Below are 21877 nucleotides of genomic sequence, written 5' to 3'. Positions count from 1 at the left end.
GTCATGCGGCGCGTCCGTACTCGCTCAACAGGCTCTTGAGCTTCTGGCCCATGCCGTTCAAGTCCTGCATGGCGCGCTCGGTCTGGCGGGTGCTGGTGAGCGTCTGCTGGGTGGCCTGGCTCACGTCGCGCATGGCCTGGCGGATCTGCCCGATGCCGGTGGCCTGCTGGTTGGCGGAGGCGGAAATCTGCGCCGCGGTGAGCGACGCCTGGCCGAGCAGGTCCCCCAGCGTCTGGATGGTGCTGCCCGCCTGGGACACCACGCGCGTGGCGGTGGTCACGCTCTTGGTGCCCTCCTCCGTGGTCATCACCGCGCCCTGGGTGGCCTTCTGGATCTGCCCCAGTATCTGCCGCACCTGGGCGGTGGCCTTCTTGGACTGGTCCGCGAGCGCCTTCACCTCGGCGGCCACCACGGCGAAGCCCCGGCCGTGCTCACCCGCGCGGCTGGCCTCGATGGAGGCGTTGAGGGCGAGCATGTGCGTCTGCTCGGAGATGTCGTTGACGGTGGTGATGATGTCGCCGATGGCCTGGGCCTGCTCGGCCAGGGCGAGGATGCGCGAGGCGATGGACTCCACCTGCTCGCGCACGGCGACCATGGAGGTGACGGCCTCGTCCACCGCGCGCCGGCCGTTGCGGCCCACCTCCTCGGCGTGGCGGGCCGACTCGCTCACCGTGCGCGCGCGCCCCGCCGCCTCCTCGGACGTCTGGGCGATCTGCTCGACGGTGCTCACCGTCTCGGCCACCGCGCTGCCCTGCTCCTGGGCGCCGGCCACCTGCTCGGTGGTGCTCACCAATATCTCCGCCGTGGTGCCCGCGAGCTGGTTGACGAAATCGGCCACCGTCCGCAGGGTGTGCTCGCGCTCCGCGGCCTGTCTGGCCAGCTGCGCCTCGGCCTGCTGGCGCCGCTCGGCCATGGCGTTGAAGGCGGCGGCGAGCTCGCCCGTCTCGTCGTCGTTCACCACGTCGATGCGGTGGGCGAAGTTGCCGCGGCCGATCTGATCCGCGCCCGCCACCAGCTTGTCCATGGGGCCGGTGATGCTCCGGGTGATGAGCCAACTGCCCAGGCCGACGACGGTGAAGCCGAGCAGCGTGCCCACCGCCAGCACCCAGATGCTGCGCTGGGCGCTCTCCTTCGCCTGCTGCTCGTTGTCCACCCAGCGCTGATCCTCTATCCGCAACATCTCGTTGAGGATCTCCCGGATGCGGTCCATGCCCTCCTTGCCCTGGCCGGAGCGCACGAGCGCGAGCCCCGCGTCGGCCTGGCCCTGCTGACGCAGGCCGATCGTCTTCGCCAGCTCCGCGAGCTTGTCGTTCACCAGGGGCTCGAGCCGGGCGAGCCGGGCCAGTTGTCCGGGCTCGTCGCGCAGGTAGTCGCGCAGGTTGGAGATGTTGGCGTCCAGGTTCTTGCGCGCCTGGTTGTAGGGCTCCAGGTAGCTGGTGTCTCCGGTGAGCAAGAAGCCGCGCTGGCCCGTCTCGGTGTCCACCAGGTTGGCGATGATCTCGCGCATGAGGCGGGCCTGCTCGCGGCTCTCGAGCAGCAGGGTCGTCGTCTGGGTGATCTGCTGCGCGCCCTGGTAGGCCACCGAGGCCACGGCGAGCAGTGCCAGCAGCGACAGGCCGAAGCCGAGGGCGATCTTCTTCCCGATGCTCATGTAACCCTTTCCTCGGAGAGGTCGAAGAAGAGGCGACCATCCCCCAAGAGCGCCTCCCCCTCCAGCACGATGATCCCCTCGCGGGTGATGCCGGACACGAGCGTTCGATCCTGTCCACTGAGCGCCGCGGGAGGCGGCAGGAACGAGTCGCGGGTGAGCGAGAGCACCTCCCGCACGTGGTCCACGCGCAGGCCCAGCTCCGCGCGGCTCGGGCCCAGCACCAGCACGGGGCCGTGCTGGGTGGGCGCGGGACGGCCGAACAGGGGCGCGAGCTCCACCACCGCGAGCACCTCGCCGTGCAGCAGGGTGACCCCGCGCAGCTGCGGGGGCGCGCCGGGCAGGAGCACGCGCTGCTCCGAGGAGCGCAACACCTCGCGCACGAAGCGCGTCTCCAGCGCGTAGTCCTGCTCGTCCACGTGGAAGAGGATGAGCTCGAGCAGGTGGCCCGGCGCGGCCGTGGGCGTGGCGGTGCGGGACAGTTGCCGCGCGCGCTCGTCGAGCACCGCCTGCTCCTGCTCGGGATCTGACACGAGGGAGGCCTCGGTCGCGGTGGCGAGCCGCGCCAGCCTCCGGTAGGCGGCGCCCCAGTCCAGCCCGCGCTGCTTCATGTACTCGTCGTCAGGCATCAGCCCTTCTCCTGGGAGTCATCCATCCGCTGGAGTTCCTCGCGCGCCACGCGCATGAGCCGGTCGGCGCGCTCGCCATCGCCGAGGGGCACGGGCTGCTCGGGAGGCAGCGCCGCGCACAGGCCGGCGGCGGTGGAGAAGGCGCGCCGTGCTCCCGTCAGCTCGCCCTGGCGCCGCAGGATGTGGCCCAACATGAGGTGCGCCACCGCCAGTCCCGGCTCCAGGTAGAGCGCCTGGCGCGCGGCGCGCTCGGACTCGCGCAGCTTGCCCTGGCCCAGGAGCACCAGGGACTCGAGGTAGCGCGGCTCCACGGCCAGCGGGTGGCGCTCGCTCGCCTCGGCACAGGCGCGCAGGGCGGCCGGCGCGTCGAAGTTGGCCAGGGCGCGGATCGTCACCCCCACGGCCTCCGCGTCGTCCGGCATCGCCGCGGCCAGCCGCGCCGCCTCGCGCCAGTCCCCCCGGGCCAGCGCCTGTCGGGCCTCGTCCAGGCCGCCCCCGGGGGCCGCGGGAGGCGGCGGCGCGGAGGGCGCCGGGAGCGGGGCGGGAAGGGGAGTCGGGGCGGGGGTCGGCTCGGCGCGCGGGGGAGGCGCCGCGGCGGGCGGCGGGGCGTGAGGGAAGTCGGAGGCGGGCGGCACCACCTGGAGCGGGGTGTGGCGGAAGGAGCGCAGCCGGGTGGGCCGGGTCGCGTCCGGACGGTGGTAGACGATGCCCCACTCGGTGACGATCGTCTCGAAGGGGGCGAGCCCGTTGAGCGGGGGATCCGAGGGGCCGGTGATGAGGAAGCCGCCGTCGGCGAGCGTGGCGTGGAGCCGCCGGGCCACGCCCTCGATGGTGGGGCGGTTGAAGTAGATGAGGACGTTGCGGCAGAAGATGATGTCCATGCCCCACACGCCCTGGGTGGTGGAGGGCCAGGAGTCCTCGGCGAGGTTGAGGTAGCCGAAGCGCACGTGGGAGCGCACCTCGGGGGCGAGCCGGTAGCGCTTGCCGTCCGGGTGCAGGTAGGGCCGCATGTGGTCGGTCCACGGGCCGCGCAGGGACCACTCGCCGTAGCTCGCCTCCTCGCAGCGCGCGAGCGCCGCGCGCGACACGTCCGTGCCCAGCACCTCCATGCGCTCGTGGCCCTCCTTCATCAGGAGCACCGCCAGCGAGTAGGGCTCCTCGCCCGAGGAACAGCCCGCGCTCCACCCGCGCACCACGTGCCCCTCGCCCCGGTGCTGGCGCAGGTCCGGCAGCACCTCCTGGCGCAGGAAGTCGAAGTGCTCGGGGTTGCGGAAGAAGTACGTCTCCCCCACGGTCAGCTCGACGAGGAGATCATCCAGGGCGGCGCGATCCGCCTCCAGCCGCGGCAGGTAGGCGGTGAAGTCCTCGGCGAGTCCCGCGCGGGCCATGGCCCGGTCGATGCCCTCCAGGGCGGCCGCGAGGCAGCTGGGCGTGAGCAGGCCGGCGCGCGCGGCGACGAACTCGAGCACCGCGGTGTAGCCCCAATGCCGCCAGGGGGGCGTGGAGTCGCTCACCGCGCGGCACCCTCCTGCGTGAGCGCGTCCTCCAGCTCGAGTGCCTCCGCCTCCGACAGGAAGGTGCGCAGGTCATGCAGGAGCACGAGCCCGTCGGGCCGCTTCACCACCCCGGCCACGTAGCCCACGCCGGGCAGCTCCCGCGGCGTCGTGTCCAGGTCGCCCGGCTCGAGGGGTTGCATGCCCTCGGCGCGATCGACGCGCAGCGCCATGACGCGGGGCCCCGTCTGGGTGATGATGAAGTGGTCGGAGGGCAGGAGTCGGCGGGCGGGCAATCGGAAGCGGCGGCGCATGTCCAGCACGGGGATGAGTTCTCCGCGCAGGTTGAACAGGCCCTCCACGACGGAGGGCGCCCGGGGCAGGGGGGTGAGGCGGACGGCCCGGACCAGCTCTCGCACGTCCTCCAGCGGCAGCGCGTAGCGCTGCGACTCCAGCGTGAAGAGTAGGATTTCGCGAGCGGGGGGCGGCGCCATCGGCCTCTCATCCTATGCAGTCCAGCACCGCAGTGCCTACCTCGATGGCTCGGGGGGAAGCGGGCCCGGGCACGAAGATGGCATGTGTTCGTTCAGTGGATGAAGCTGTGGTGATGTCGCCGGAGTCGCCATCGCCAGGGTCTCGAATCGTTGGCTTTTCGACACGTGCTGTTGCAGGCTGGTCGGCCTGTCCTACCCTTCCCGTTTTTTCCGCTGAAAGTGAGCGGTCTCCATGCTTCCTGCCTGCGCATCCGTGCTCGTGGTCGAAGCCCAACTCGACGTGCTCGAGGCCATCCAGGCGGCCTTGGAGTTCGAGGGGTATGGGGTGGCCGCGGTGATTGGCGCGAAGGGAGCGCTCGAGGCGCTGGCGCGGATGGGGAGGCCGGGGCTCGTCCTGTTGGACGAGACGTTGCCGGAGATGGAGCGCGCGCGGCTCATCCGGTTCATCCGCCAGGAGCCGACGCTGCGCTCGGTGCCCATCGTCCTGCTCTCCGTGGATGAGCACATCCGCCTGCCCGAGGTGCAGGCGGTGCTGCGCAAGCCCTTCAACCTCGACCGGCTGTACACCGTGGTGAGGACGCACTGCGAGCCGCTGCGGGAGGAGCCCCGGAGGGAGGAGGGCCCCGCGCGTACCGCGTTCACGCAGGCCGCGGGGCCCGAGGACGAGGTGGGGGCGGCGGAGCGGTGGCGGGGTGTGTCGCGCAAGTAGGGGCGCCGGCGTTCAGCGCAGGGATTCCAGCTCCGCGAGCCGCGACTGCACCTGGGAGGGCTGCTCCGCGTCGGAGAGCCGCTCGGCCAGACCATGGCTCGCCAGCCGGGCCACGTGGGCGAGCCGCATGAGCCGGTGCGTGCGCTGCTCTCCGTCCACGAGCACCACGAGCAGCCGCAGGGGCACGCCGTCAGGCGTCTCGTCGGGCAGGGGCTGGGCGAGGGTGACGAGGGCGGCGAGCGGTGGGGTGTTCTCCACGAAGGCATGGGGCACCGCCACCCCGTTGCCCACGGCGTTGGAGGACTCGGCCTCGCGCCGCCGCAGCTCCACCACGAGATGGGAGGCGCTCACCCCGGGCAGGTCCGCGGCGAGCCGCCCCGCCGCCACGTCCAGCGCGTCCTCCAGCGCGGAGCACGTCAGGCGCAGCACCATGCGGCCGGGGGTGAGCACCGGGCCTAGCGCCGGCGCGGGCACGTCGGGCCAGGGCGCGGGGGTGGGAAACTCCGCGTCCAGGAAGGCCCGGACGCGCAGCAGTTGCTCGGAGGTGAGGCGCCGGCGCGCCACGTCCACCAGGAGCGCGCTGGCGCCGGGCACCTCCTCCAGGTAGTTGGCCACGAAGGGGCTCTGCCGGTGCGCCACGTCCATGAGCAGCGTGGGGGGCACGTCCAGCTCCCGGGCGATGGCGGCGAGCCGCTCGGGCGTGGGCACGGCGTCCACGCCGTTCTCCACGCGGCTCAGGTAGGCGCTGGACACGCCGATGCGGCGCGCCAGGTCACGCAGGCTCAGGCCCGCGTCCACTCGCAACAAACGGAGGGTGGCTCCCGGGTGCATGGTGTCGGAGGGGCTCCGTTTCCGGGTGCCGGGAGTCAGGAGGCACCGCCGCCGGCCCGCAGGGGCTCGGCCGACGGGGCGTTGGTGCCGGGCAGGGCGGCCTCGGTGGCGGGCTTCTCGGCGGGCCTCGGCTGGCGCACGACGAGCATCGACAGGTTCGAGTCACGCACGAGCCGCTCGCGCTGCAGGCCGAAGAGGTGGCCCTCCAGACCCCACTCCGCGCCCACGCCCACCACCATCAAGTCGTAGCCACCCTGGGCGGCCTCGGCGAGCACCGCGTCCTCGGGCGAGGAGTTCGCCACCACCTTGAGGTGCACCTGGCCAGAGGCCCCCGGGAAGAGCTCGTCGACGAGCAGCCGCGCCGGCGTGCGGCCCGGCTGCGGCGTGGGCGACGTCACGTGGAGGATCGTCACTTCCGCGCCCACGCCCTTGAGCAGCCGCCGCGCCAGTCCCAGCGCGGCCCGGTCATGCCGACTGCCGCTGTAGGGCACCAGCACCCGGCGCACGTTCTCCAGGCCCCGGTCCACCAGCACCGCCACGTCCGCGGCCGCCTCGCTCATCACCTCGTGCACGGTGCCGCCGAGCACCGTCTGGCCGAAGAGCGGCTTGTGCCAGCCGAGCACGATGAGGTCCGCGCGCTTGGCCTCGGCGGTGCGGCAGATGTCGAGCCCGGGCTCGGCGGACACGAAGGACAGCGGACGCACCTCCAGGCCCGTGCGCCGCGCGCGCGCGAGCAGCGCCGCCATGGGGCCCTCCTCTCCCGCGCGCTGCTCCACCTGGGGCTCCGGCGTGTGCTTCAGGTGGAAGGAGGCGCGCTCGGTGGGGGGAATGAGGTGCAGGGCATAGAGCGAGCTGGGCGCCTCGGTGCCTCCGGTGAGCGCCCGCCCGAGCGTCACCATGCCCGCGCCCGCCTGACCATGCGACACGCACATGAGCAGGGTGAAGGGCTGCACGGTGGGCAGCGTCAGCGGCGCGGGCGTGACGGCACGCTCCAGGGCGAGCTGCTCCGGCGGGTAGATGACGCGCAAGAGCGGCGTGGTGAGGAACGTGGTCACCAGCGCCATCACCACCATCATCGTGAAGAGCGTGGGCGAGATGACGCCCAGGTCCAGGCCGAGGTTGAGCACGATGAGCTCCATCAGCCCGCGCGTGTTCATCAGGATGCCGATGGCACCCGCCTCGCGCCAGTTCGAGCCCGTCAGCCGCGCCGCCACCGCGCTGCCGCCGAACTTGCCCAGGCACGCCAGGAGGATGATGAGGCCGCACATGAGCCAGTGGTCGGTGCTGTTGAGCAGGCCAATCTGCGTGCGCAGGCCGCTGAAGGCGAAGAAGAGCGGCAAGAGCAGCACCACCGCCACGTCCTCCAGCTTCTCCGCGAGCGCCTCGGCCAGGCCTCCCTCCTTGGGGATGATGGCGCCGAAGAGGAAGGCGCCGAAGAGCGCGTGGATGCCGATGAGCTCCGTGGCGAAGCTCGAGGCGAGCAGCATGATGAGCGTGAGCGCCATCACGTTCTGGTTGAGCCCCTCGCGGCTGGCCACGCGCGCGCCCAGCCGGGCGAGGAAGGGCCGCACCGCGCCCAGCATGAAGGCGATGTAGCCCAGCGCGACGACCGTCGTGACCGCCGCCTCGGCCAGGTTGGTGGCCCGCACGATGGAGACGACGAAGGCCAAGAGGCACCACGCCGTCACGTCGTCCACCGCCGCGCAGGTGATGGCCAGCGCGCCCACCTTCGACTGCATCAGCCGCCGCTCGGTGAGGATGCGCGCGAGCACCGGAAACGCCGTGATGCTCATCGCCACGCCCATGAAGAGCACGAACGAGCTGAAGGGCACCGACGGGTCGCTCAGCCGCGGGTAGAACCACAGCGCCGCTCCCGCGCCCAGCGCGAAGGGCACCACGATGCTCGTGTGGCTGATGACCACCGAGGCGTGGCCCCGCCCCTTGAGCAGCCGCGGATCCAGCTCCAGTCCGATGAGGAACATGAAGAGGATGAGCCCGACCTGGCTGAGCATCTTGAGCACCGGCATGGAGCTCACCGGAAACAGCGTCTCCATGGCCGAGGGCCACAGCCACCCGAGCAGCGAGGGGCCCAGGAGGATGCCGGCCAGCACTTCGGCGATCACCAGCGGCTGGCCCATCCACCGCCCCGCCCGCCCCAGCAGCCGTGACAGGCCGATGATGACGATGAACTGGGCGATGAGCAGACTGACCGCGCTGAGGGTAAAGGCGTGCACTTGGATCCTCCTGGCGGGTTGGGTGTTAAGTGAGCACTTACCAGCCAGTGGCCAGACGCGTCAACCCAAGGGAGGTGGCGGCAGGTGGGGATGGATGCGGGGCAGCCGTACGGTGAAGGTCGTCCCCTTGTCCGCGCTGGAGCTCACCTCCAACTGGCCGCCGTGGGCGAGCACGATCTGCCGCACGATGTAGAGCCCGAGCCCGAGCCCGTCCCGGTTGGAGGGCCCGCTGCCGGGGCCGCGGCGGAAGGGCTCGAAGAGCACGGGCAGCAGCTCCGGGGGGATGGGGGGGCCGTGGTTGTGGACCGTGATCACCACGTCCTCCACGCCCTCGCCCCGCAGGGTGACGCGCACGGGCTTGTGCTTGGGGCTGTAGTGGACGGCGTTGCTCACCAGGTTGGAGATGACCTGGCTCAGCCGTCCCGCGTCCCACTCGCCCGCGCCGTGCCCGAGCACGCGCAGGCACACGCGCGCTCCGGGCAGGGACATGCGCACCTCGTCCAACGCCTCGCGGCAGATGGCGGCGAGGTCGGCCACCTGGGGATGCACGGGCATGCCGCCGCCCAGCCGGCTGCGGGTGAAGTCGAGCAGCTCGCCGATCATCCGCGTCATCCGCTCGGTGCTGGCGCGGATGCGCCCCACCATGCGGTGCTCGCTCTCGTCCAGGTGGCCGGAGCGGTCGAGCACGCGGGCCGACAGGTCGATGGCGCCCAGGGGATTGCGCAGGTCATGCCCGACGATGCCGAGGAAGCGCTCGCGGAACTCGGCGGTCCGGCGCAGCCGCTCGAGCGACTCGGCGCATCGGCGCTCCATCTCCAGGCGCTCGGTCTCGTCGCGCGCGGTGAGCACGGCGCCCGCGGGCGAGCCATCCGGGTGGTGGAGCGGAAAGGCGGTGCCGCTCAGGATGCGCACGGTGCCGTCCGGGCGGCGCACCATCCAGCGCGAGTTCCTCACGTGCTCGCCCTTGAGGGCGCGGTAGAGCGGCAGCTCCTCCAGGGGGATGGGGTGGCCATCCATGGTGAGCAGGCCGAAGGTGTCCGTCCAGTCCCGCGCGTGCACCTCCCGGCGCGACACGCCATGCTGGCGCTCGGCCTCCGCGTTGAAGATGCGCATGACCCCCCGCTCGTCCGCCATCATGATGGCGTCCCCACTCTGCTCCACGAGCAATTCCAGCACCGACGCCCGCTGTCCCCTGTCGTGGGACACGGCGGGCTCGCGGGGGTGCGAGCGCTCCGGCTGCGAGCGGGCCCGTGCTCGCGGCCGTGGCGGGTGGACGAGCCAGGCGCCCAGCGCCCCGGTGAGGTTGTTCATCGCCAGGTAGCCCTGGGAGAGCACGGTGAGCAGCCGTTCCATGCGCGAGCTCGCCTCCTTTCGCGAGGGCTCCTGACGCGAGGGCCGCTCGGCGCCAGCCCCCGGGCCCGTTCCATGCGTAATCACTCTGCGTGTGGGGACGGGGAGCCCCAGGGGGGCGGCGCTCCAGGGCCCTGGCCGAGCCCATACCGGCTGAGGGATGGCGAGGGAGCCACCGCCTGTCCGGAGGGCCCTGAGAGCCTGGAGAATGACACCCGAGACGGCCTTTTTCATCCGTGCGGGACAACGTCCGGAGGGCCGGAGTCCGTACCCTGGGTGTCAGGTGGAGGGCGGCGATGGAGCTCGCCCGTCAGGAGGGCTGGAACTCTCCTGGGTTCCAGGCATCGTGTGGGACATGGTTCGTCACGTCATCGTCGTGGGAGCGGGGCCCGGAGGCTTGTCGGCGGCAATCAACCTCGCGGGCCTGGGCTTGAAGGTCACCGTGGTGGAGAAGGACCCGGTGCCCGGGGGCCGGATGAAGGGGCTCACCCTCGGGGAGGCGGGCGAGTACGCGCTGGACACGGGGCCCTCCATCCTCCAGCTCCCCGGGGTGCTCGAGCGCATCTTCACGCGCGCGGGCAAGCGCATCTCCGACTACGTGAAGCTGGTGCCGCTGGACACCAACACCCGGGTGCACTTCTGGGACGGCACCCACCTGGACACCACGCGTGACGCGGCGCGCATGGAGCGCGAGGTCTCCAAGTTCGGCCCCGACAAGGCCCCCGCGCTGCGCCGCTGGCTGGAGGAGGGCCGGGAGAAGTACCCGCTCGCCTACGAGAAGTTCATGGCCACCGCGGCCGACAGCCTCGGCTACTACGCGCCCTGGCGCCTGTTCCCCACGCTGCGCTTCAAGCCCTGGCAGACGCTCTACAAGCACCTGGACGGCTTCTTCCACGACGATCGCATCACCTACGCGCTGGCCTACCCCTCCAAGTACCTGGGGCTGCACCCCACCAACTGCTCCTCGGTGTTCGGCGTCATTCCCTACCTGGAGCTGGCCTTTGGCGTGTGGCACGTGGAGGGAGGCTTCCGGGCCCTGTCGCGCGGGATGATGAAGTGCGCGGAGGACCTGGGCGCCACCTTCCGCCTGGGCACGCCGGTGGAGCAGGTGCTGGTGGAGTACGGCCGCGCGGCGGGCGTGCGGCTTCAGGGCGGCGAGCGGCTGGAGGCGGACGCGGTGGTGGTCAACGCGGACCTGCCCTACGCGGCCCAGCAGCTCGTGCCCTCCGAGTCTCGCGCGGGCACCCGGCTGACGGACGCCGCGCTGCAGAAGGCGAAGTACTCGTGCAGCACCTTCATGGCCTACTACGGCCTGGACCGCGTCTACGACGAGCTGCCCCACCACCTCATCTACCTCTCCGAGAGCGCGCGGCGCACCGACGCGGACGCGCTGGAGGACCGTGAGGTGGACGTGGAGGATCCGCCCTTCTACGTGTGCAACCCGTGCGTGACGGACAAGAGCGGGGCGCCCGCGGGCCACTCCACGCTCTACGTGCTGGTGCCCACGCCCAACACCTCGCGCCCCGTGGACTGGGCCGCCACCGAGCGCACGCTGCGCGAGCGCCTGCCCACGATGTTGGAAAAGGTGGGCCTGAAGGGGGTGCGTGAGCACATCCGCGCCGAGCGCTACTTCACCGCGGAGACGTGGCGGGACGACTTCAATGTCTTCCGGGGCGCGGTGTTCAACCTGTCCCACACCTGGATGCAGCTCGGGCCGCTGCGCCCCCATGTGAAGAGCCCCAGCGTGGAGTCCCTCTACTGGGTGGGGGGGGGCACGCACCCGGGGAGTGGCCTGCTCACCATCATGGAGAGCGCCAACATCGCCGCGGATTACCTCTCACGGGAGGCAGGCAAGGGAGCGCTGGCTGACTGGCCGTACGTCCCGCCCATCGAGGGAGCGTCCGAGGGAGTACGTGCACGAGTGGGCTGAGCCACCCGGAAAGACGTGATAGAACCCAGGGACCTTCGCCGCGAAAACGAATGAACGAAGCGCTCCAAGTCCTGCTGACCGATGGTGTGATTGACGAAGTCGTGGGCCGCCTCAAGAGTGGCAAGGAGGCGGACGTGTACCTTGTGCGTCATGGCGGCGAGGTGGTGGCCGCCAAGATCTACAAGGAGCGCGAGCACCGCAACTTCCGCAACAATTCGGGCTACCGCGAGGGTCGCCAGGTGCGCAACAGCCGCACCGCGCGCGCCATCGCCAAGGGCAGCCGCTTCGGCGTGGCGGCGGCGGAGGACGCGTGGAAGACCGCCGAGGTGGAGGCGCTCTTCAAGCTGCACGCGGCGGGCGTGTGCGTGCCCCGGCCGGTGATGTTCTACGAGGGCGTGCTCCTCATGGAACTGGTGCTGGACCTGGAGGGTCACCCGGCACCGCGGCTGGAGGAGGCGCAGCTGACGCCCGAGGAGGCCTCGGCGCTCTACTTCGACCTGCGCAACCAGGCCATCCGGATGTTGTGCTGTGATTTGATCCACGGCGACCTGTCCGCGTTCAACATCCTGCTGGGCAACCGGGGCGCCACCATCATCGACCTTCCGCAGGTGGTGGGCGCGGCGGCCAACAGCCAGGCCGAGTTCTTCTTCAAGCGCGACATCGAGAACCTGCGCCGCTACTTCGAGGCGGTGGACCCGAGCCTGCGCGCGCGCGCGGGCGACGCGGCGGAGATCTGGCGGGCCTACGTCAAGCGCGAGCTGACGCCGGACTTCGAGCCCACCGGGCGCTTCCAGGAGCCCTCGCGCGAGCGGCGCTTCTCGGGAGGTCCACGCTCGCAGGAGGGCCGGGGTCCTCGTCCCCCGGGGGATCGCCCGCCGCGCCGGGAGGCGGAGGGTTCCCGGCCCTGGCGCGACCAGGGGCCTCGGGAGCAGCAGGGGCCTCGGGAGCAGCGGTCTCCTCGCGACGGGCAGCCCTTCCAGCAGCAGCAGCAGGGCCCCCGGGAGCAGCGGCCGCCGCGCGAGGGTCAGCCCTTCCAGCAGCAGCAGGGTCCCCGGGAGCAGCGGCCGCCGCGCGACGGGCAGCCCTTCCAGCAGCAGCAGCAACAGGGGCCTCGGGAGCAGCGGTCTCCTCGCGACGGGCAGCCCTTCCAGCAGCAGCAACAGGGTCCTCGGGAGCAGCGGCCGCCGCGTGACGGGCAGCCCTCGCGGGAGCAGCGTCCTCCGCGAGGCGATCGCCCTCCACGTGGCAACGGAGACGCTCAGCGTCAGGCGGGGCTTTCGGGTCCGCGCTCCTCGCAGCCACCGGGCCCGCGGGGGCGTCCGATGGACCGCCGGGGCGATCGGCCCGAGCGCGGTGGGCCTCATCCGGGGCGCGGAGGATCGAGTCCCCAGGTCTCCTACGTCCAGAAGAACCCGGCGCTTCCCGCCAAGCCGGACGACGAGTCCTAGGAGTAGCGGGTCTGCTTGAGGCCGGGTTGGCACGCCACCTCGAGGAAGGTGGTACTGCGACCCCGGGCGAGGACCCAGAGACATCGCATGACACAGGCCGCTCCGAACTCCCGGTAGATGATGCCGAGGTTCTCGAGCACCTCTCGTCCAGTGATGACTCCGCGCATGGCACGCTCCTTCAGTGTGCTGCGCTCCTCTGCAAAGGGTTTGCCGAGCCCCTCGGGGGGAGTGGAACCAGCCTGTTCGGCCGTGAACGTCTCAAAGGTCCCGTCCGTCGTTGGCCCGTGCGCGTGAATCTGCGTCCGAGTGGGATTGCCTGTCTGGAACACTGAAGTTCCTACAACCCGTCGTCCGCTGTCCCACCCCAGAGAGGTTTCCATGCGCCGCACCGTCCTCGCCGCCCTCGTCGCCTTTTTCCTCGGTGGCTTCACCCAGCACGCCCTCGCCGAGGGGCAGCCCAAGCTGGACGAGGCCCTCGTCCACCTGCGTTATGCGCTGGCCGCGCTCAACGCCGCGCCCGATGACAAGGGCGGCCACAAGGCCAAAGCGCTCGAACTCACCCAGAAGGCCCTGGAGCAGGTGAACCAGGGCATCGCCGCGGGCGGCAAGCGCTGATCCTCCCGGCGCAACTCCCGGCTCTCGAGATTCGATAATCCACCATCTCGGTATTTTTGGATACATCCCGCCGCCGGGCTGACCGGTGGGCGCCCCTATCTTTTCAAGAGGTTGCATCATGGCGATCGACAAGGCCGGTGGTTCCAAGCCCCAAGCCTCCACCCGGGCCTCCGAGGCGAAGCCCGCCCAGGGACCGGCCCGGCCCGCGGCGGCTCCGGCCGTGCCGACGCGCAACCAGGTGAAGCCGCAGCAGCCCAAGGGGCGGGATGGTTTCGAGCGGGGCATGACGCCCGCCCAGCAGCAGCAGCGGTTGGGGTCCACCCCGGCGTTGGCGCCGACGCAGGCGCCGGCGGCCGCGGACCGCAAGGTGCTGGAGAAGCTGGGCCTGACGGCGGAGGACGTGCAGAAGGCGGGTCCGGCGCTGCCGCACCTGCAAAAGGCGGCGGAGTCCGTGGTGCAAGGACACCCCGAGCAGGCGCTGGGGCACCTGCGCGACGCGGCGTTCGCCGCGCCCGAGGTGGCCACCAAGGCGCTCAAGGGGTTGGCGCAGAACCTTCCGCCCGGGCTGGGCCGGTCGCTGCTGACGGATGACCGGGTGGCCCGCGAGCTCATCACCAACGCGGGGCTGCACGACTCGTTCGGCAAGCTCATGCGCAACCCGACGGACACGGGGGCCCTGCGCGAGCTGCTCTCCAACAACTCGGCGCGCGACGCGGTGCTGGGCGCGGTGGGCAATGATCCGGCGGTGAAGGGGCAGCTGGAGCGCATCGGGCTGACGCCGCAGGACCTGGTGGACGCCGGAGCGGCGGCGCCCAAGCTGCTGGAGGCGTTCGAGAAGATCCAACAGGGGGACGTGAAGGGCGGGCTGGAGTCGGTGCAGGCGGCGGTACAGGCGGCGCCCGGACTGGCGGCGAAGATTGGCGAGAAGGTCGTCAACGCGCTGCCCCAGAGCGTGAAGGCGCAATTCCAGAAGCTGGGCATCACCGAGCAGCAGTTGCGCTCGGCGGGTCCGGCGCTGCCGCACCTGTACGAGGCGGCGGACGCGGCCTCCAAGGGAGATTGGGGCAAGGCCTTCAACGGCCTGCGCGAGGCGGCCATCTCGGCGCCGGACCTGACCACCCAGGCGATGAAGGGGCTGGCGCAGCAGTTGCCCGCGCAGCTCGGCGCGGCGAAGTCGCTGCTGACGGACGACGCCTTCCTGCGCCAGGTGGTGACCAACCGCGATCTGCACTCCCAGGTGGGCAAGCTCTTCAATGAGCAGACGCGCATGGATGGCCTGCGCGGCCTGTTGGGCAACGATGCCGCGCGCAACGCCACGCTCTCGGCCATTGGCAATGACCCGACGGTGAAGGGCCAGTTGGAGCGCATTGGCCTGACGCCGCAGGACCTGGTGGAGGCCGGAGCGGCGGCGCCCAAGTTGCTGGAGGCGTTCGAGAAGATCCAGCAGGGGGACGTGAAGGGCGGGCTGGAGTCGGTGCAGGCGGCGGTACAGGCGGCGCCCGGACTGGCGGCGAAGATTGGCGAGAAGGTCGTCAATGCCTTGCCCCAGAGTGTGAAGGCGCAGTTCCAGAAGCTGGGCATCACCGAGCAGCAGTTGCGCTCGGCGGGTCCGGCACTGCCCCACCTGTACGAGGCGGCGGACGCAGCCTCCAAGGGCGATTGGGGCAAGGCCTTCAATGGCTTGCGCGAGGCGGCCATCTCGGCGCCGGACCTGACCACCCAGGCGATGAAGGGGCTGGCGCAGCAGTTGCCCGCGCAGCTCGGCGCGGTGAAGTCGCTGCTGACGGACGATGCCTTCCTGCGGCAGGTGGTGACCAACCGCGATCTGCATTCCCAGGTGGGCAAACTCTTCAATGAGCAGACGCGCATGGAGGGCCTGCGCGGCCTGTTGGGCAACGACGCCGCGCGCAATGCCACGCTCTCGGCCATCGGCAATGACCCGACGGTGAAGGGGCAGCTGGAGCGCATTGGCCTGACGCCGCAGGACCTGGTGGATGCCGGAGCAGCGGCGCCCAAGCTGCTGGAGGCGTTCGAGAAGATCCAGCAGGGGGATGTGAAGGGCGGACTGGAGTCGGTGCAGGCGGCGGTGCAGGCGGCGCCCGGACTGGCGGCGAAGATTGGCGAGAAGGTCGTCAATGCCTTGCCCCAGAGTGTGAAGGCGCAGTTCCAGAAGCTGGGCATCACCGAGCAGCAGTTGCGCTCGGCGGGTCCGGCGCTGCCTCACCTGTACGAGGCGGCGGACGCGGCCTCCAAGGGAGACTGGGGCAAGGCCTTCAACGGCTTGCGCGAAGCGGCCATCTCGGCGCCGGACCTGACCACCCAGGCGATGAAGGGGCTGGCGCAGCAGTTGCCGCCGCAGCTCGGCGCGGCGAAGTCGCTGCTGACGGACGACGCCTTCCTGCGCCAGGTGGTGACCAACCGCGACCTGCATTCCCAGGTGGGCAAGCTCTTCAATGAGCAGACGCGCATGGAGGGCCTGCGTGGCCTGCTGGGCAACGATGCCGCGCGCGACGCGGCGCTCTCGGCCATCGGCAAGGATCCGGGAGTCCAGGGCATGCTCGCGAAGGCGGGCCTGGAGCCCAAGGACCTGGTCGAGGCGGGGGCGGCCGCGCCGCACCTGTTCGACGCGGCGCGGTCGTTCGCCGATGGGAAGATCAACGAGGGCATCGACGCGCTGAGCAAGGCGGCCGAGGCGGCGCCGGAGCTGCTGAACAAGCTGGGCGAGCGGCTCGTGAGCAAGCTGCCCGAGGGCCTGCGCAACAACATCACCGCGCTGGGCATCACCCCGTCCGAGCTGATCCAGGCGGGCAAGGGGCTGCCGGATCTGCTCAAGGCGGGTCAGGCACTGGGCCAGGGGGACTTCCAGGCCGCGATCACCAACCTGCGCAATGCGGCGGGGAAGATTCCGCCGTCCATCGTCGAGAAGGCCATCACCACGACGGCCGCGAAGCTGCCGGACAACGCCTTCTCGGGCATCGCGCGCTCGCTGCTCACCGACAAGGATCTGGTCCACCAGCTCGTCACCAACCCCGAGCTGCACGCCTCCTTCAACAAGATGATGTCGGGCGACCTGGTGCAGGGGGCCCGGGAGATCCTCGGCAACGCGACGGTGCGGGACGCGGCGGCCCATGCGCTCGCCCAGAACGCGGGCTTCATGGAGAAGCTCAAGCCGTTCGGCATCCAGAGCGGCGCGGACGTGGCGGCGCTGGGCGGCACGGCCTTCGACGTGATGGAGGCGGGAGCCCAGTTCGCCCAGGGCAAGCCGGGCGAGGCCCTGCGCTCGCTGGGCAAGGCGCTGGGGGACATCCCGCCGGACCTGCGCGGACGCATGGTGGGCGCGCTGGCCGACAAGCTCCACGTGCCGGAATGGGCCGGAGACACGCTCGCCGCGGCGGCGAGCCTGCTGGGCAACGAGCAGGTGGGCAAGGCGCTGGGGGATGCGTTCGGCGCGCTCCAGCGCGGCGACGTGAGCGGCTTCCTCTCCGGTATCGCCACCACGGGCAAGACCATCGCCGAGACGGCCCCCGAGGCGGCCAAGGCCTTCCTCAACTCGCTGTCCAAGATTCCGGGCAGCATCGGCCGACTGTTCGAGGACCACGAGCTCAACGCGGCCATGGTGGACTCGGGCGCGGTGACCAACATCTTCGAGGCGGCCGAGAAGCTCGGACGCGGCGACATCGGCGGGGCGCTCAGTGAGATTGCCCAGACGGGCACGGCGCTGCTCGGCCAGGGCGAGCACTTCAAGGTGGCGGGCCAGGAGCTGCCCTTCGGGAGCCAGGGCATCGAGAACCTCACGCGGATGTTCGGCCGCTTCGTGGACGCGCTGCCCGGGGAACTCAAGGAGCGCATCGCCACGGAGGCCGCGAAGTTCGGCGCCAAGGCGGGCCTCCGGTCGGTGCCGCTGCTCGGCAACATCGTCAACGGGGTGAGCGCCATTGGCAGCGCCAAGGACCTGGTGGACGCCATCAAGGCCGAGCCCAAGGACGCGCTCAACATCGCCCTGGCGGCCGGTCAGCTCGGCCTGGACGTGGCGGGCGTGTTCCCCGGACTCAACAGCATCACGGGTCCGCTCCAGGCCATTCTCGGCACGGCCCGGGTCGTCAAGGGAGCCTCGGACTTGATTGGCGACATCAACGAGTTCCAACGCGGCCTCGTCGGCGCCTGACGCACTCTCTCAGCGTCCCAATGCGGCGCGGCACGCCTCCCGCGTGCGCCAGACCCGCTCGGCGTCCAGGCCTCGTTTCTTCGCCCAGTTCCGCACGAAGGCACGGAGCCGCTCCTCCAGGGGGGCACCAAGGTCCTCCGGCGCGAGTGGACCCTCCTCGAAGAAGCACGCCAGGGCGGCCGTGGACTCGCTGGCGGGCTCCTCGCGCGTGAGGTCCACGCGGCGCTGGTGCCGCACGACCAGGTAGCAGTGCGCCTCGGGAATGCCCGACAGACCCTCGCGCTCCAGGAGGGCTCCCACACCCGGCGTGTTGCGCTCGTGCATCTCGTAGATGCCGAGCGTCAACTCGACGGGCTGTCCGTGCGCGCGCGCCAGGGCGGCGAGGAGCGCGTGTTTGGTGCCGCTGGTGCCTCGTCCCTCCGGCAGAACGAGGCGGAAGTCCGTCGGGTCCGAGTTGCGCCCATGGGGCAGAGACCAGACGTGCCGGGCCGCGGCTTCGAAGCTCCCCAACCCGAGCGCGAGGAAGCCCCGTGCCAGCGGCTCGTCCTCCCGGAGAGGGAACTCAGGCAGCGTCACGAAGGGGTGTGTCGATGTTCGCACGTGCCCACAGCCTACAACGGGAGGAGATCTCAATACCGGGACAGGTAGGCGCGGCAGTTGCTGTCGGTCGCGGCATGGTTCCAGTAGATCAACAGCATCCGTGTGCCGCGTCGTGGGCTCAGGGCGTCGCGTTCAGCAGATCGACGACGCTGTGCTGACGAGCCGCGTCCGTGGAGTCCAGGCCCCCGGCCCAATGCAGGCCATACGCGTCCAGGGTGTTGCGATCCTTCGCGTAGGCGGAGTCCGCCTGACGGCGCAGATAGGCGGTGTAGGGATGATCGGACAGCAGCGAGTTGAGTGCGCCCAATCCACGGACATACGCTCCCTTGAACGAGGGGCCGTCGCCGCCGCAGCCGCCATTCTCACACGGCTCGCGGAGGATTCCGTTCGAGTTGAGCGCCGTGCTCGTGGTCGACGCGTCCGCGATCTGGCGCGCGCGGGTCAACAGCGCACTGTCACCGGTGGCGCGGTACAGCTCGACGAGCGCGCCGATCAGGACTCCCTGGTTGTATGACCAGGTGACATCCCCGTTGTTCCGGCAGGTGCTCAGGTTGACGCCGTCATTCACCAGGTTCGACGAGTTGATCATTCCGGTGCTCTGGAACCAGGACCACTCCGCGCGGGCCCGCTGCAGATAGACGGTGTCACCCGGAATGCGGTTGTGCAGCGCGGCGGTGAGTTGCAGGTAGAGGCTGTTGGCGATCGCGTTCTTGTACGTCTTGGCCGTGCTCCACCAGACACCGCCGCCGCACAGGTTGTCCCAATAACGCGCCATGTAATCGGCGTCGGCCCGGGCGGTGTCCAGGTACCGGGGGTCGTGGGTCAGGTCATACGCGGCGACCCACGCGAGTCCCCACCAGCCGGTGTCGTCGATGTAGTCGTTGGTGAAGTTGCCGCCCTGGGCGGAGCGGTTGCGGTCGTAGGTGTTGGCGATGGCATAGCTGTAGCTCTGCATGCCGGACACCCGGATGTTGTCGATGATCGACGTCAGTGCGTTGGCCGAGTTCCACCAACCCGTGGTGCTGAAGAGGCCGGTGTTGTTGTCATAGAACTGCATCAGCGCGGTCGCCGCGGCGGTGCGCCGGTCCCAGGCATTCCACGTGGTGCGGGCCCAGGGGGTACAGGCGATCTCGGGCCGGTCGCCGGCCTTGCCGCAGGCGCGCATCGCCCCCACGCCACGGGCGCCCCAGTCGTCCACGTTGAACATCGAGGTGCGCCAGCCACGGCTCCCCTGGGGAGTCGTCGTGGTCCCGAGCTTGCTGCCCGAGGCCCAGGAGCGTCCCCCATCGAAGGAGCGGTCGAGCCAGACCTCGTCACCCGGGTTGCCGTTCTCGATGGACGCCCACGCCATCGCGTCGTCATCGTCGAAGTGCAGGACGAGGGTCCGCGAGTGGATGGTGGCGGTGACCGGTTGGCGATCCGTCGGCGACAGCGCCGGGTCCCGGCCATCGCAATACTTGTTACAGATGGCCGCCGCGGCTACCGAAGGCACGGACACGAAGAGCGCCGCGAGGGCGCCGACACCGTGCAGCACTTTGGACATGGTTTCTCCCTGGGGATGGATGTCGCGTGAACGATTGGCTTTGGGACTCAATACCGGGACAGGTAGGCGCGGGAGTTGCTGTCGGTCGCGGCGTGGTTCCAGTAGACCTTGTCCGCCGCACCGCTGCCATCGAGGTCGGCGAAGAAGAACTGGGTGTTGGCGGACTGGCTCCAGCCCGTGTTGTCCATGAGGGGCGCGCCCGCGAAACCCGTGGCCGAGCCGAGATAGATCTGAAGGCGGCCCTCGCGATAGTCCGGGCGCCAGAAGAGCTTGTCGGCGTGACCATCGCCATTGACGTCCGTGAAGTAGAGGCGCGTTTCGGGCACGCCGCTCGTGCCGGCCGTGTGCGCGCTCAAGAGGGTGAACGTGCCGTTGCCGTTCGAGGCGTAGATCCGGGTGCGTCCCGACTCCGCCGCGGGATCCCACAGGATCTTGTCGGCGCGGCCATCGCCGGTGACGTCCGCGAAGGAGAAGTGCGCTTCGCTGTTCTGGCTGCTGCCCGCGTCGGTGTTCGAGTTCGACCAGACGAAGGTTCCGTCACAGTTCGACAGGTAGACGCGCGCATGGCCCGAGTCGAAGGTCGGGTTCCAGTAGATCTTGTCCGCGCACTTATCCCCCGTCAGGTCCGCGAAGTAGAATCGGGTCGCACTGGACTCGCTCGTTCCGTTGTCGTTCGAGTTCGTCCAACGGAAGGTTCCGTCACAGTTCGACAGGTAGACCCGCGTGTGGCCGGTGTCGAAGGTGGGGTTCCAGTAGATCTTGTCCGCGCACGCATCCCCATTCACATCCGCGAAATAGAAGGTGGTCGCATCGGACGCGCTCCCTCCGTTGTCGTTCACGACTCCGGCATCGAAGGCCCCGTTGCAGGTGGAGCGGAAGACCTGGGTCGCGCCGTTGAGCAACGTGGGGTTCCAGGCGATCTTGTCCGCGCAGCCGTCACCCGTCACGTCGGCGAAATAGAACCGCGTGCTCGCCGAACTGCCCGTGCCGTGCGCGTCCACCGTCGAGCCCGGCTGGAACACCGCGGGACGCACGGTCGCCATGACGGCGAAGTGATCGGACGGCGAGATGCCGTTGTAGGTGCTCCTGTCGACCACGTAGTCCGACGTGGTCATGTCTCCACCGCTCACGAAGATGTAATCGAGCCGGTTGCTGTTGGTGGCCGGGGACTTCCAGGCGCTGTTGAAGGTCGCGGTGTCCTCGGTGGTGGCCCCGGTATGCCGCTCCGAGCGGAACAGCGCGGGAGAGCCCCCCGACTCCAGCAGGGAGATGGAGTCGTCGTTGGTCGAGCTCGGGTGCTGGGGGTCGGAGTTGAAATCACCGAACACGATGACGGAACGGCCCAGGGCCTTCTGGGTGATGATGGCGCGGATCTGCTCGGCGTTCTTCTCACGCGCCAGGCCGCACGCCACGGCATGGGCGGGGTGCGAGTTGACCACGAAATACTGGCGGCCAGTCAGCGTGTCATCGAGCTTGATCCAGGACGCGGTCCGCCCGGACGCATTCGGATGGCACGCGTCGCTCGTGGCATAGGGATTGGGGATGCTGAAGTACCCCTGCACGTCGGTGCCGGCGGCCAACTGGAACCGGCTCCGGCGGTAGAAAATCATCTTCGGGCTTCCGTTCCCGGGCTTGTAGTAGCCGTAGGTCGCCTGGAAGGCATTGATGAGATCGTTTTGAATGGCCGCGGCCGAGGCCTCCTGCACACCGAAGAGGTCCGGGTTCCTCGTGGAGATGAGCTTGATGACGCCGGGGCTGCGCTGCGTCCAGGCGTAGAGGCCGGTGTCATCCGCGTTCACCTGCCGGACGTTGTAGGTCAGCACCTTGAACGGCTGGTGGTCCACTGCCGCCACGGTCGCCGCCGACTCGCGCTCGGCGAGTTCCTGCAACCAGGTGTCGTCCAGGACCGCGGGTCCACAGCTGGCTTCCAACGCGGCCAGGGCAATCAGGATCGGGCCCTTGAGATACCTGCGCAGCCGCCTCGTCTCGATGTTCATCTGTGCTCCGCGTCATGCTGGAACTGCTAGGGGTTCGTCCTTGAGGAGGGGCTGACTGCGCCGCCGTCCCAGAAAAGGACTGTCTCTTTCGCGGTGCCTGCGATGCGCGACCTGCCCCGTCGAGCCCGCCAGACAGTGGGCCACCTCCGCAGGATACCACAGAGTGTCCATCATCACAATTATTCAGAATT

16 protein-coding genes are annotated in these 21877 nt (G+C 70.1%); 5 read left to right on the top strand and 11 right to left on the bottom strand.

Annotation, left to right across the window (positions count from 1 at the left end):
- Position 1 precedes the first annotated feature (1 nt).
- The 4 genes from D187_RS48110 to D187_RS48095 are packed head-to-tail and all read right to left on the bottom strand — an operon-like array spanning position 2 to position 4264.
- Entirely contained in the window at positions 2–1651 is a 1650-nt protein-coding gene (locus tag D187_RS48110) for a methyl-accepting chemotaxis protein (protein ID WP_002628770.1), read from the bottom strand.
- Positions 1648–2277: a chemotaxis protein CheW gene (locus D187_RS48105; RefSeq protein ID WP_002628771.1), complete on the bottom strand. Its 630-nt coding sequence runs from the start codon at positions 2275–2277 to the stop codon at positions 1648–1650. Before D187_RS48105 ends, D187_RS48110 begins: the two co-directional genes overlap by 4 nt.
- Positions 2277–3791, bottom strand: coding sequence for a CheR family methyltransferase (locus D187_RS48100; protein WP_002628772.1), 1515 nt, complete (start codon positions 3789–3791; stop codon positions 2277–2279). The genes D187_RS48105 and D187_RS48100 overlap by 1 nt, the downstream gene beginning before the upstream one ends.
- Positions 3788–4264, bottom strand: coding sequence for a chemotaxis protein CheW (locus tag D187_RS48095; RefSeq protein WP_002628773.1), 477 nt, complete (start codon positions 4262–4264; stop codon positions 3788–3790). The genes D187_RS48100 and D187_RS48095 overlap by 4 nt, the downstream gene beginning before the upstream one ends.
- A 232-nt stretch (positions 4265–4496) precedes the next feature.
- Between D187_RS48095 and D187_RS48090 the strand changes: the two genes are divergently transcribed.
- Entirely contained in the window at positions 4497–4973 is a 477-nt protein-coding gene (locus D187_RS48090) for a response regulator (protein WP_002628774.1), read from the top strand.
- A gap of 12 nt (positions 4974–4985) precedes the next feature.
- Here D187_RS48090 and D187_RS48085 read toward each other — a convergent pair whose 3' ends face one another.
- The 3 genes from D187_RS48085 to D187_RS48075 are packed head-to-tail and all read right to left on the bottom strand — an operon-like array spanning position 4986 to position 9391.
- The gene (locus D187_RS48085) at positions 4986–5804 is read right to left on the bottom strand and encodes a helix-turn-helix domain-containing protein (protein ID WP_002628775.1); all 819 of its coding nucleotides are present in this window, start codon (positions 5802–5804) and stop codon (positions 4986–4988) included.
- A 35-nt stretch (positions 5805–5839) separates the two neighbouring features.
- Positions 5840–8038: a cation:proton antiporter domain-containing protein gene (locus D187_RS48080; RefSeq protein ID WP_002628776.1), complete on the bottom strand. Its 2199-nt coding sequence runs from the start codon at positions 8036–8038 to the stop codon at positions 5840–5842.
- Positions 8039–8098: 60 nt separating this feature from the next.
- Positions 8099–9391: a PAS domain-containing sensor histidine kinase gene (locus D187_RS48075; RefSeq protein ID WP_002628777.1), complete on the bottom strand. Its 1293-nt coding sequence runs from the start codon at positions 9389–9391 to the stop codon at positions 8099–8101.
- Positions 9392–9743: 352 nt separating this feature from the next.
- Between D187_RS48075 and D187_RS48070 the strand changes: the two genes are divergently transcribed.
- Positions 9744–11318, top strand: a complete 1575-nt coding sequence (locus D187_RS48070) for a phytoene desaturase family protein (RefSeq protein WP_043435770.1) — start codon at positions 9744–9746, stop codon at positions 11316–11318.
- Between the two features lie 50 nt (positions 11319–11368).
- A complete protein-coding gene (locus D187_RS48065; RefSeq protein ID WP_002628779.1) occupies positions 11369–12766 on the top strand; it encodes an RIO1 family regulatory kinase/ATPase domain-containing protein in 1398 nt (465 codons plus the stop codon).
- Here the strand turns inward: D187_RS48065 and D187_RS56910 are convergent.
- Positions 12763–12933, bottom strand: coding sequence for a hypothetical protein (locus D187_RS56910; protein ID WP_002628780.1), 171 nt, complete (start codon positions 12931–12933; stop codon positions 12763–12765). The genes D187_RS48065 and D187_RS56910 overlap by 4 nt on opposite strands.
- 211 nt (positions 12934–13144) lie before the next feature.
- Between D187_RS56910 and D187_RS48060 the strand changes: the two genes are divergently transcribed.
- Complete coding sequence (locus D187_RS48060; RefSeq protein ID WP_002628781.1) at positions 13145–13381, top strand: hypothetical protein; 237 nt, start codon at positions 13145–13147, stop codon at positions 13379–13381.
- 118 nt (positions 13382–13499) lie between these two features.
- Positions 13500–17546, top strand: a complete 4047-nt coding sequence (locus D187_RS48055; protein ID WP_020918776.1) for a hypothetical protein — start codon at positions 13500–13502, stop codon at positions 17544–17546.
- 9 nt (positions 17547–17555) lie between these two features.
- Here the strand turns inward: D187_RS48055 and D187_RS48050 are convergent, their stop codons facing one another.
- The 3 genes from D187_RS48050 to D187_RS48040 all read right to left on the bottom strand — a co-directional run bounded on the left by D187_RS48050 (position 17556) and on the right by D187_RS48040 (position 21686).
- Positions 17556–18146 (bottom strand): hypothetical protein, encoded by a 591-nt coding sequence (locus tag D187_RS48050; protein ID WP_155894084.1) that lies wholly within the window; start codon positions 18144–18146, stop codon positions 17556–17558.
- A 118-nt stretch (positions 18147–18264) separates the two neighbouring features.
- Complete coding sequence (locus D187_RS48045; RefSeq protein WP_002631750.1) at positions 18265–19689, bottom strand: glycoside hydrolase family 76 protein; 1425 nt, start codon at positions 19687–19689, stop codon at positions 18265–18267.
- 47 nt (positions 19690–19736) lie between these two features.
- Positions 19737–21686 carry an FG-GAP-like repeat-containing protein gene (locus D187_RS48040; RefSeq protein WP_002631751.1) on the bottom strand — a complete coding sequence of 650 codons (1950 nt, stop codon included), beginning with the start codon at positions 21684–21686 and terminating at the stop codon, positions 19737–19739.
- Between the last annotated feature and the right edge of the window lie 191 nt (positions 21687–21877).

Origin of the sequence: Cystobacter fuscus DSM 2262, from assembly GCF_000335475.2 — a bacterium.
GTDB classification, from domain to species: domain Bacteria; phylum Myxococcota; class Myxococcia; order Myxococcales; family Myxococcaceae; genus Cystobacter; species Cystobacter fuscus.
The sequence above is the reverse complement of the archived record's forward strand: the minus strand, read 5'-3'. Positions and strand labels throughout refer to the sequence as shown.

Excerpts from the sequence above, each read along its gene's own strand:
- D187_RS48110 (WP_002628770.1), bottom strand. The coding sequence starts at position 1,651 with ATGAGCATCGGGAAGAAGATCGCCCTCGGCTTCGGCCTGTCGCTGCTG.
- D187_RS48105 (WP_002628771.1), bottom strand. The coding sequence starts at position 2,277 with ATGCCTGACGACGAGTACATGAAGCAGCGCGGGCTGGACTGGGGCGCC.
- D187_RS48095 (WP_002628773.1), bottom strand. The coding sequence starts at position 4,264 with ATGGCGCCGCCCCCCGCTCGCGAAATCCTACTCTTCACGCTGGAGTCG.
- D187_RS48090 (WP_002628774.1), top strand. The coding sequence starts at position 4,497 with ATGCTTCCTGCCTGCGCATCCGTGCTCGTGGTCGAAGCCCAACTCGAC.
- D187_RS48085 (WP_002628775.1), bottom strand. The coding sequence starts at position 5,804 with ATGCACCCGGGAGCCACCCTCCGTTTGTTGCGAGTGGACGCGGGCCTG.
- D187_RS48075 (WP_002628777.1), bottom strand. The coding sequence starts at position 9,391 with ATGGAACGGCTGCTCACCGTGCTCTCCCAGGGCTACCTGGCGATGAAC.
- D187_RS48070 (WP_043435770.1), top strand. The coding sequence starts at position 9,744 with ATGGTTCGTCACGTCATCGTCGTGGGAGCGGGGCCCGGAGGCTTGTCG.
- D187_RS48065 (WP_002628779.1), top strand. The coding sequence starts at position 11,369 with ATGAACGAAGCGCTCCAAGTCCTGCTGACCGATGGTGTGATTGACGAA.
- D187_RS56910 (WP_002628780.1), bottom strand. The coding sequence starts at position 12,933 with ATGCGCGGAGTCATCACTGGACGAGAGGTGCTCGAGAACCTCGGCATC.
- D187_RS48060 (WP_002628781.1), top strand. The coding sequence starts at position 13,145 with ATGCGCCGCACCGTCCTCGCCGCCCTCGTCGCCTTTTTCCTCGGTGGC.
- D187_RS48055 (WP_020918776.1), top strand. The coding sequence starts at position 13,500 with ATGGCGATCGACAAGGCCGGTGGTTCCAAGCCCCAAGCCTCCACCCGG.
- D187_RS48045 (WP_002631750.1), bottom strand. The coding sequence starts at position 19,689 with ATGTCCAAAGTGCTGCACGGTGTCGGCGCCCTCGCGGCGCTCTTCGTG.
- D187_RS48040 (WP_002631751.1), bottom strand. The coding sequence starts at position 21,686 with ATGAACATCGAGACGAGGCGGCTGCGCAGGTATCTCAAGGGCCCGATC.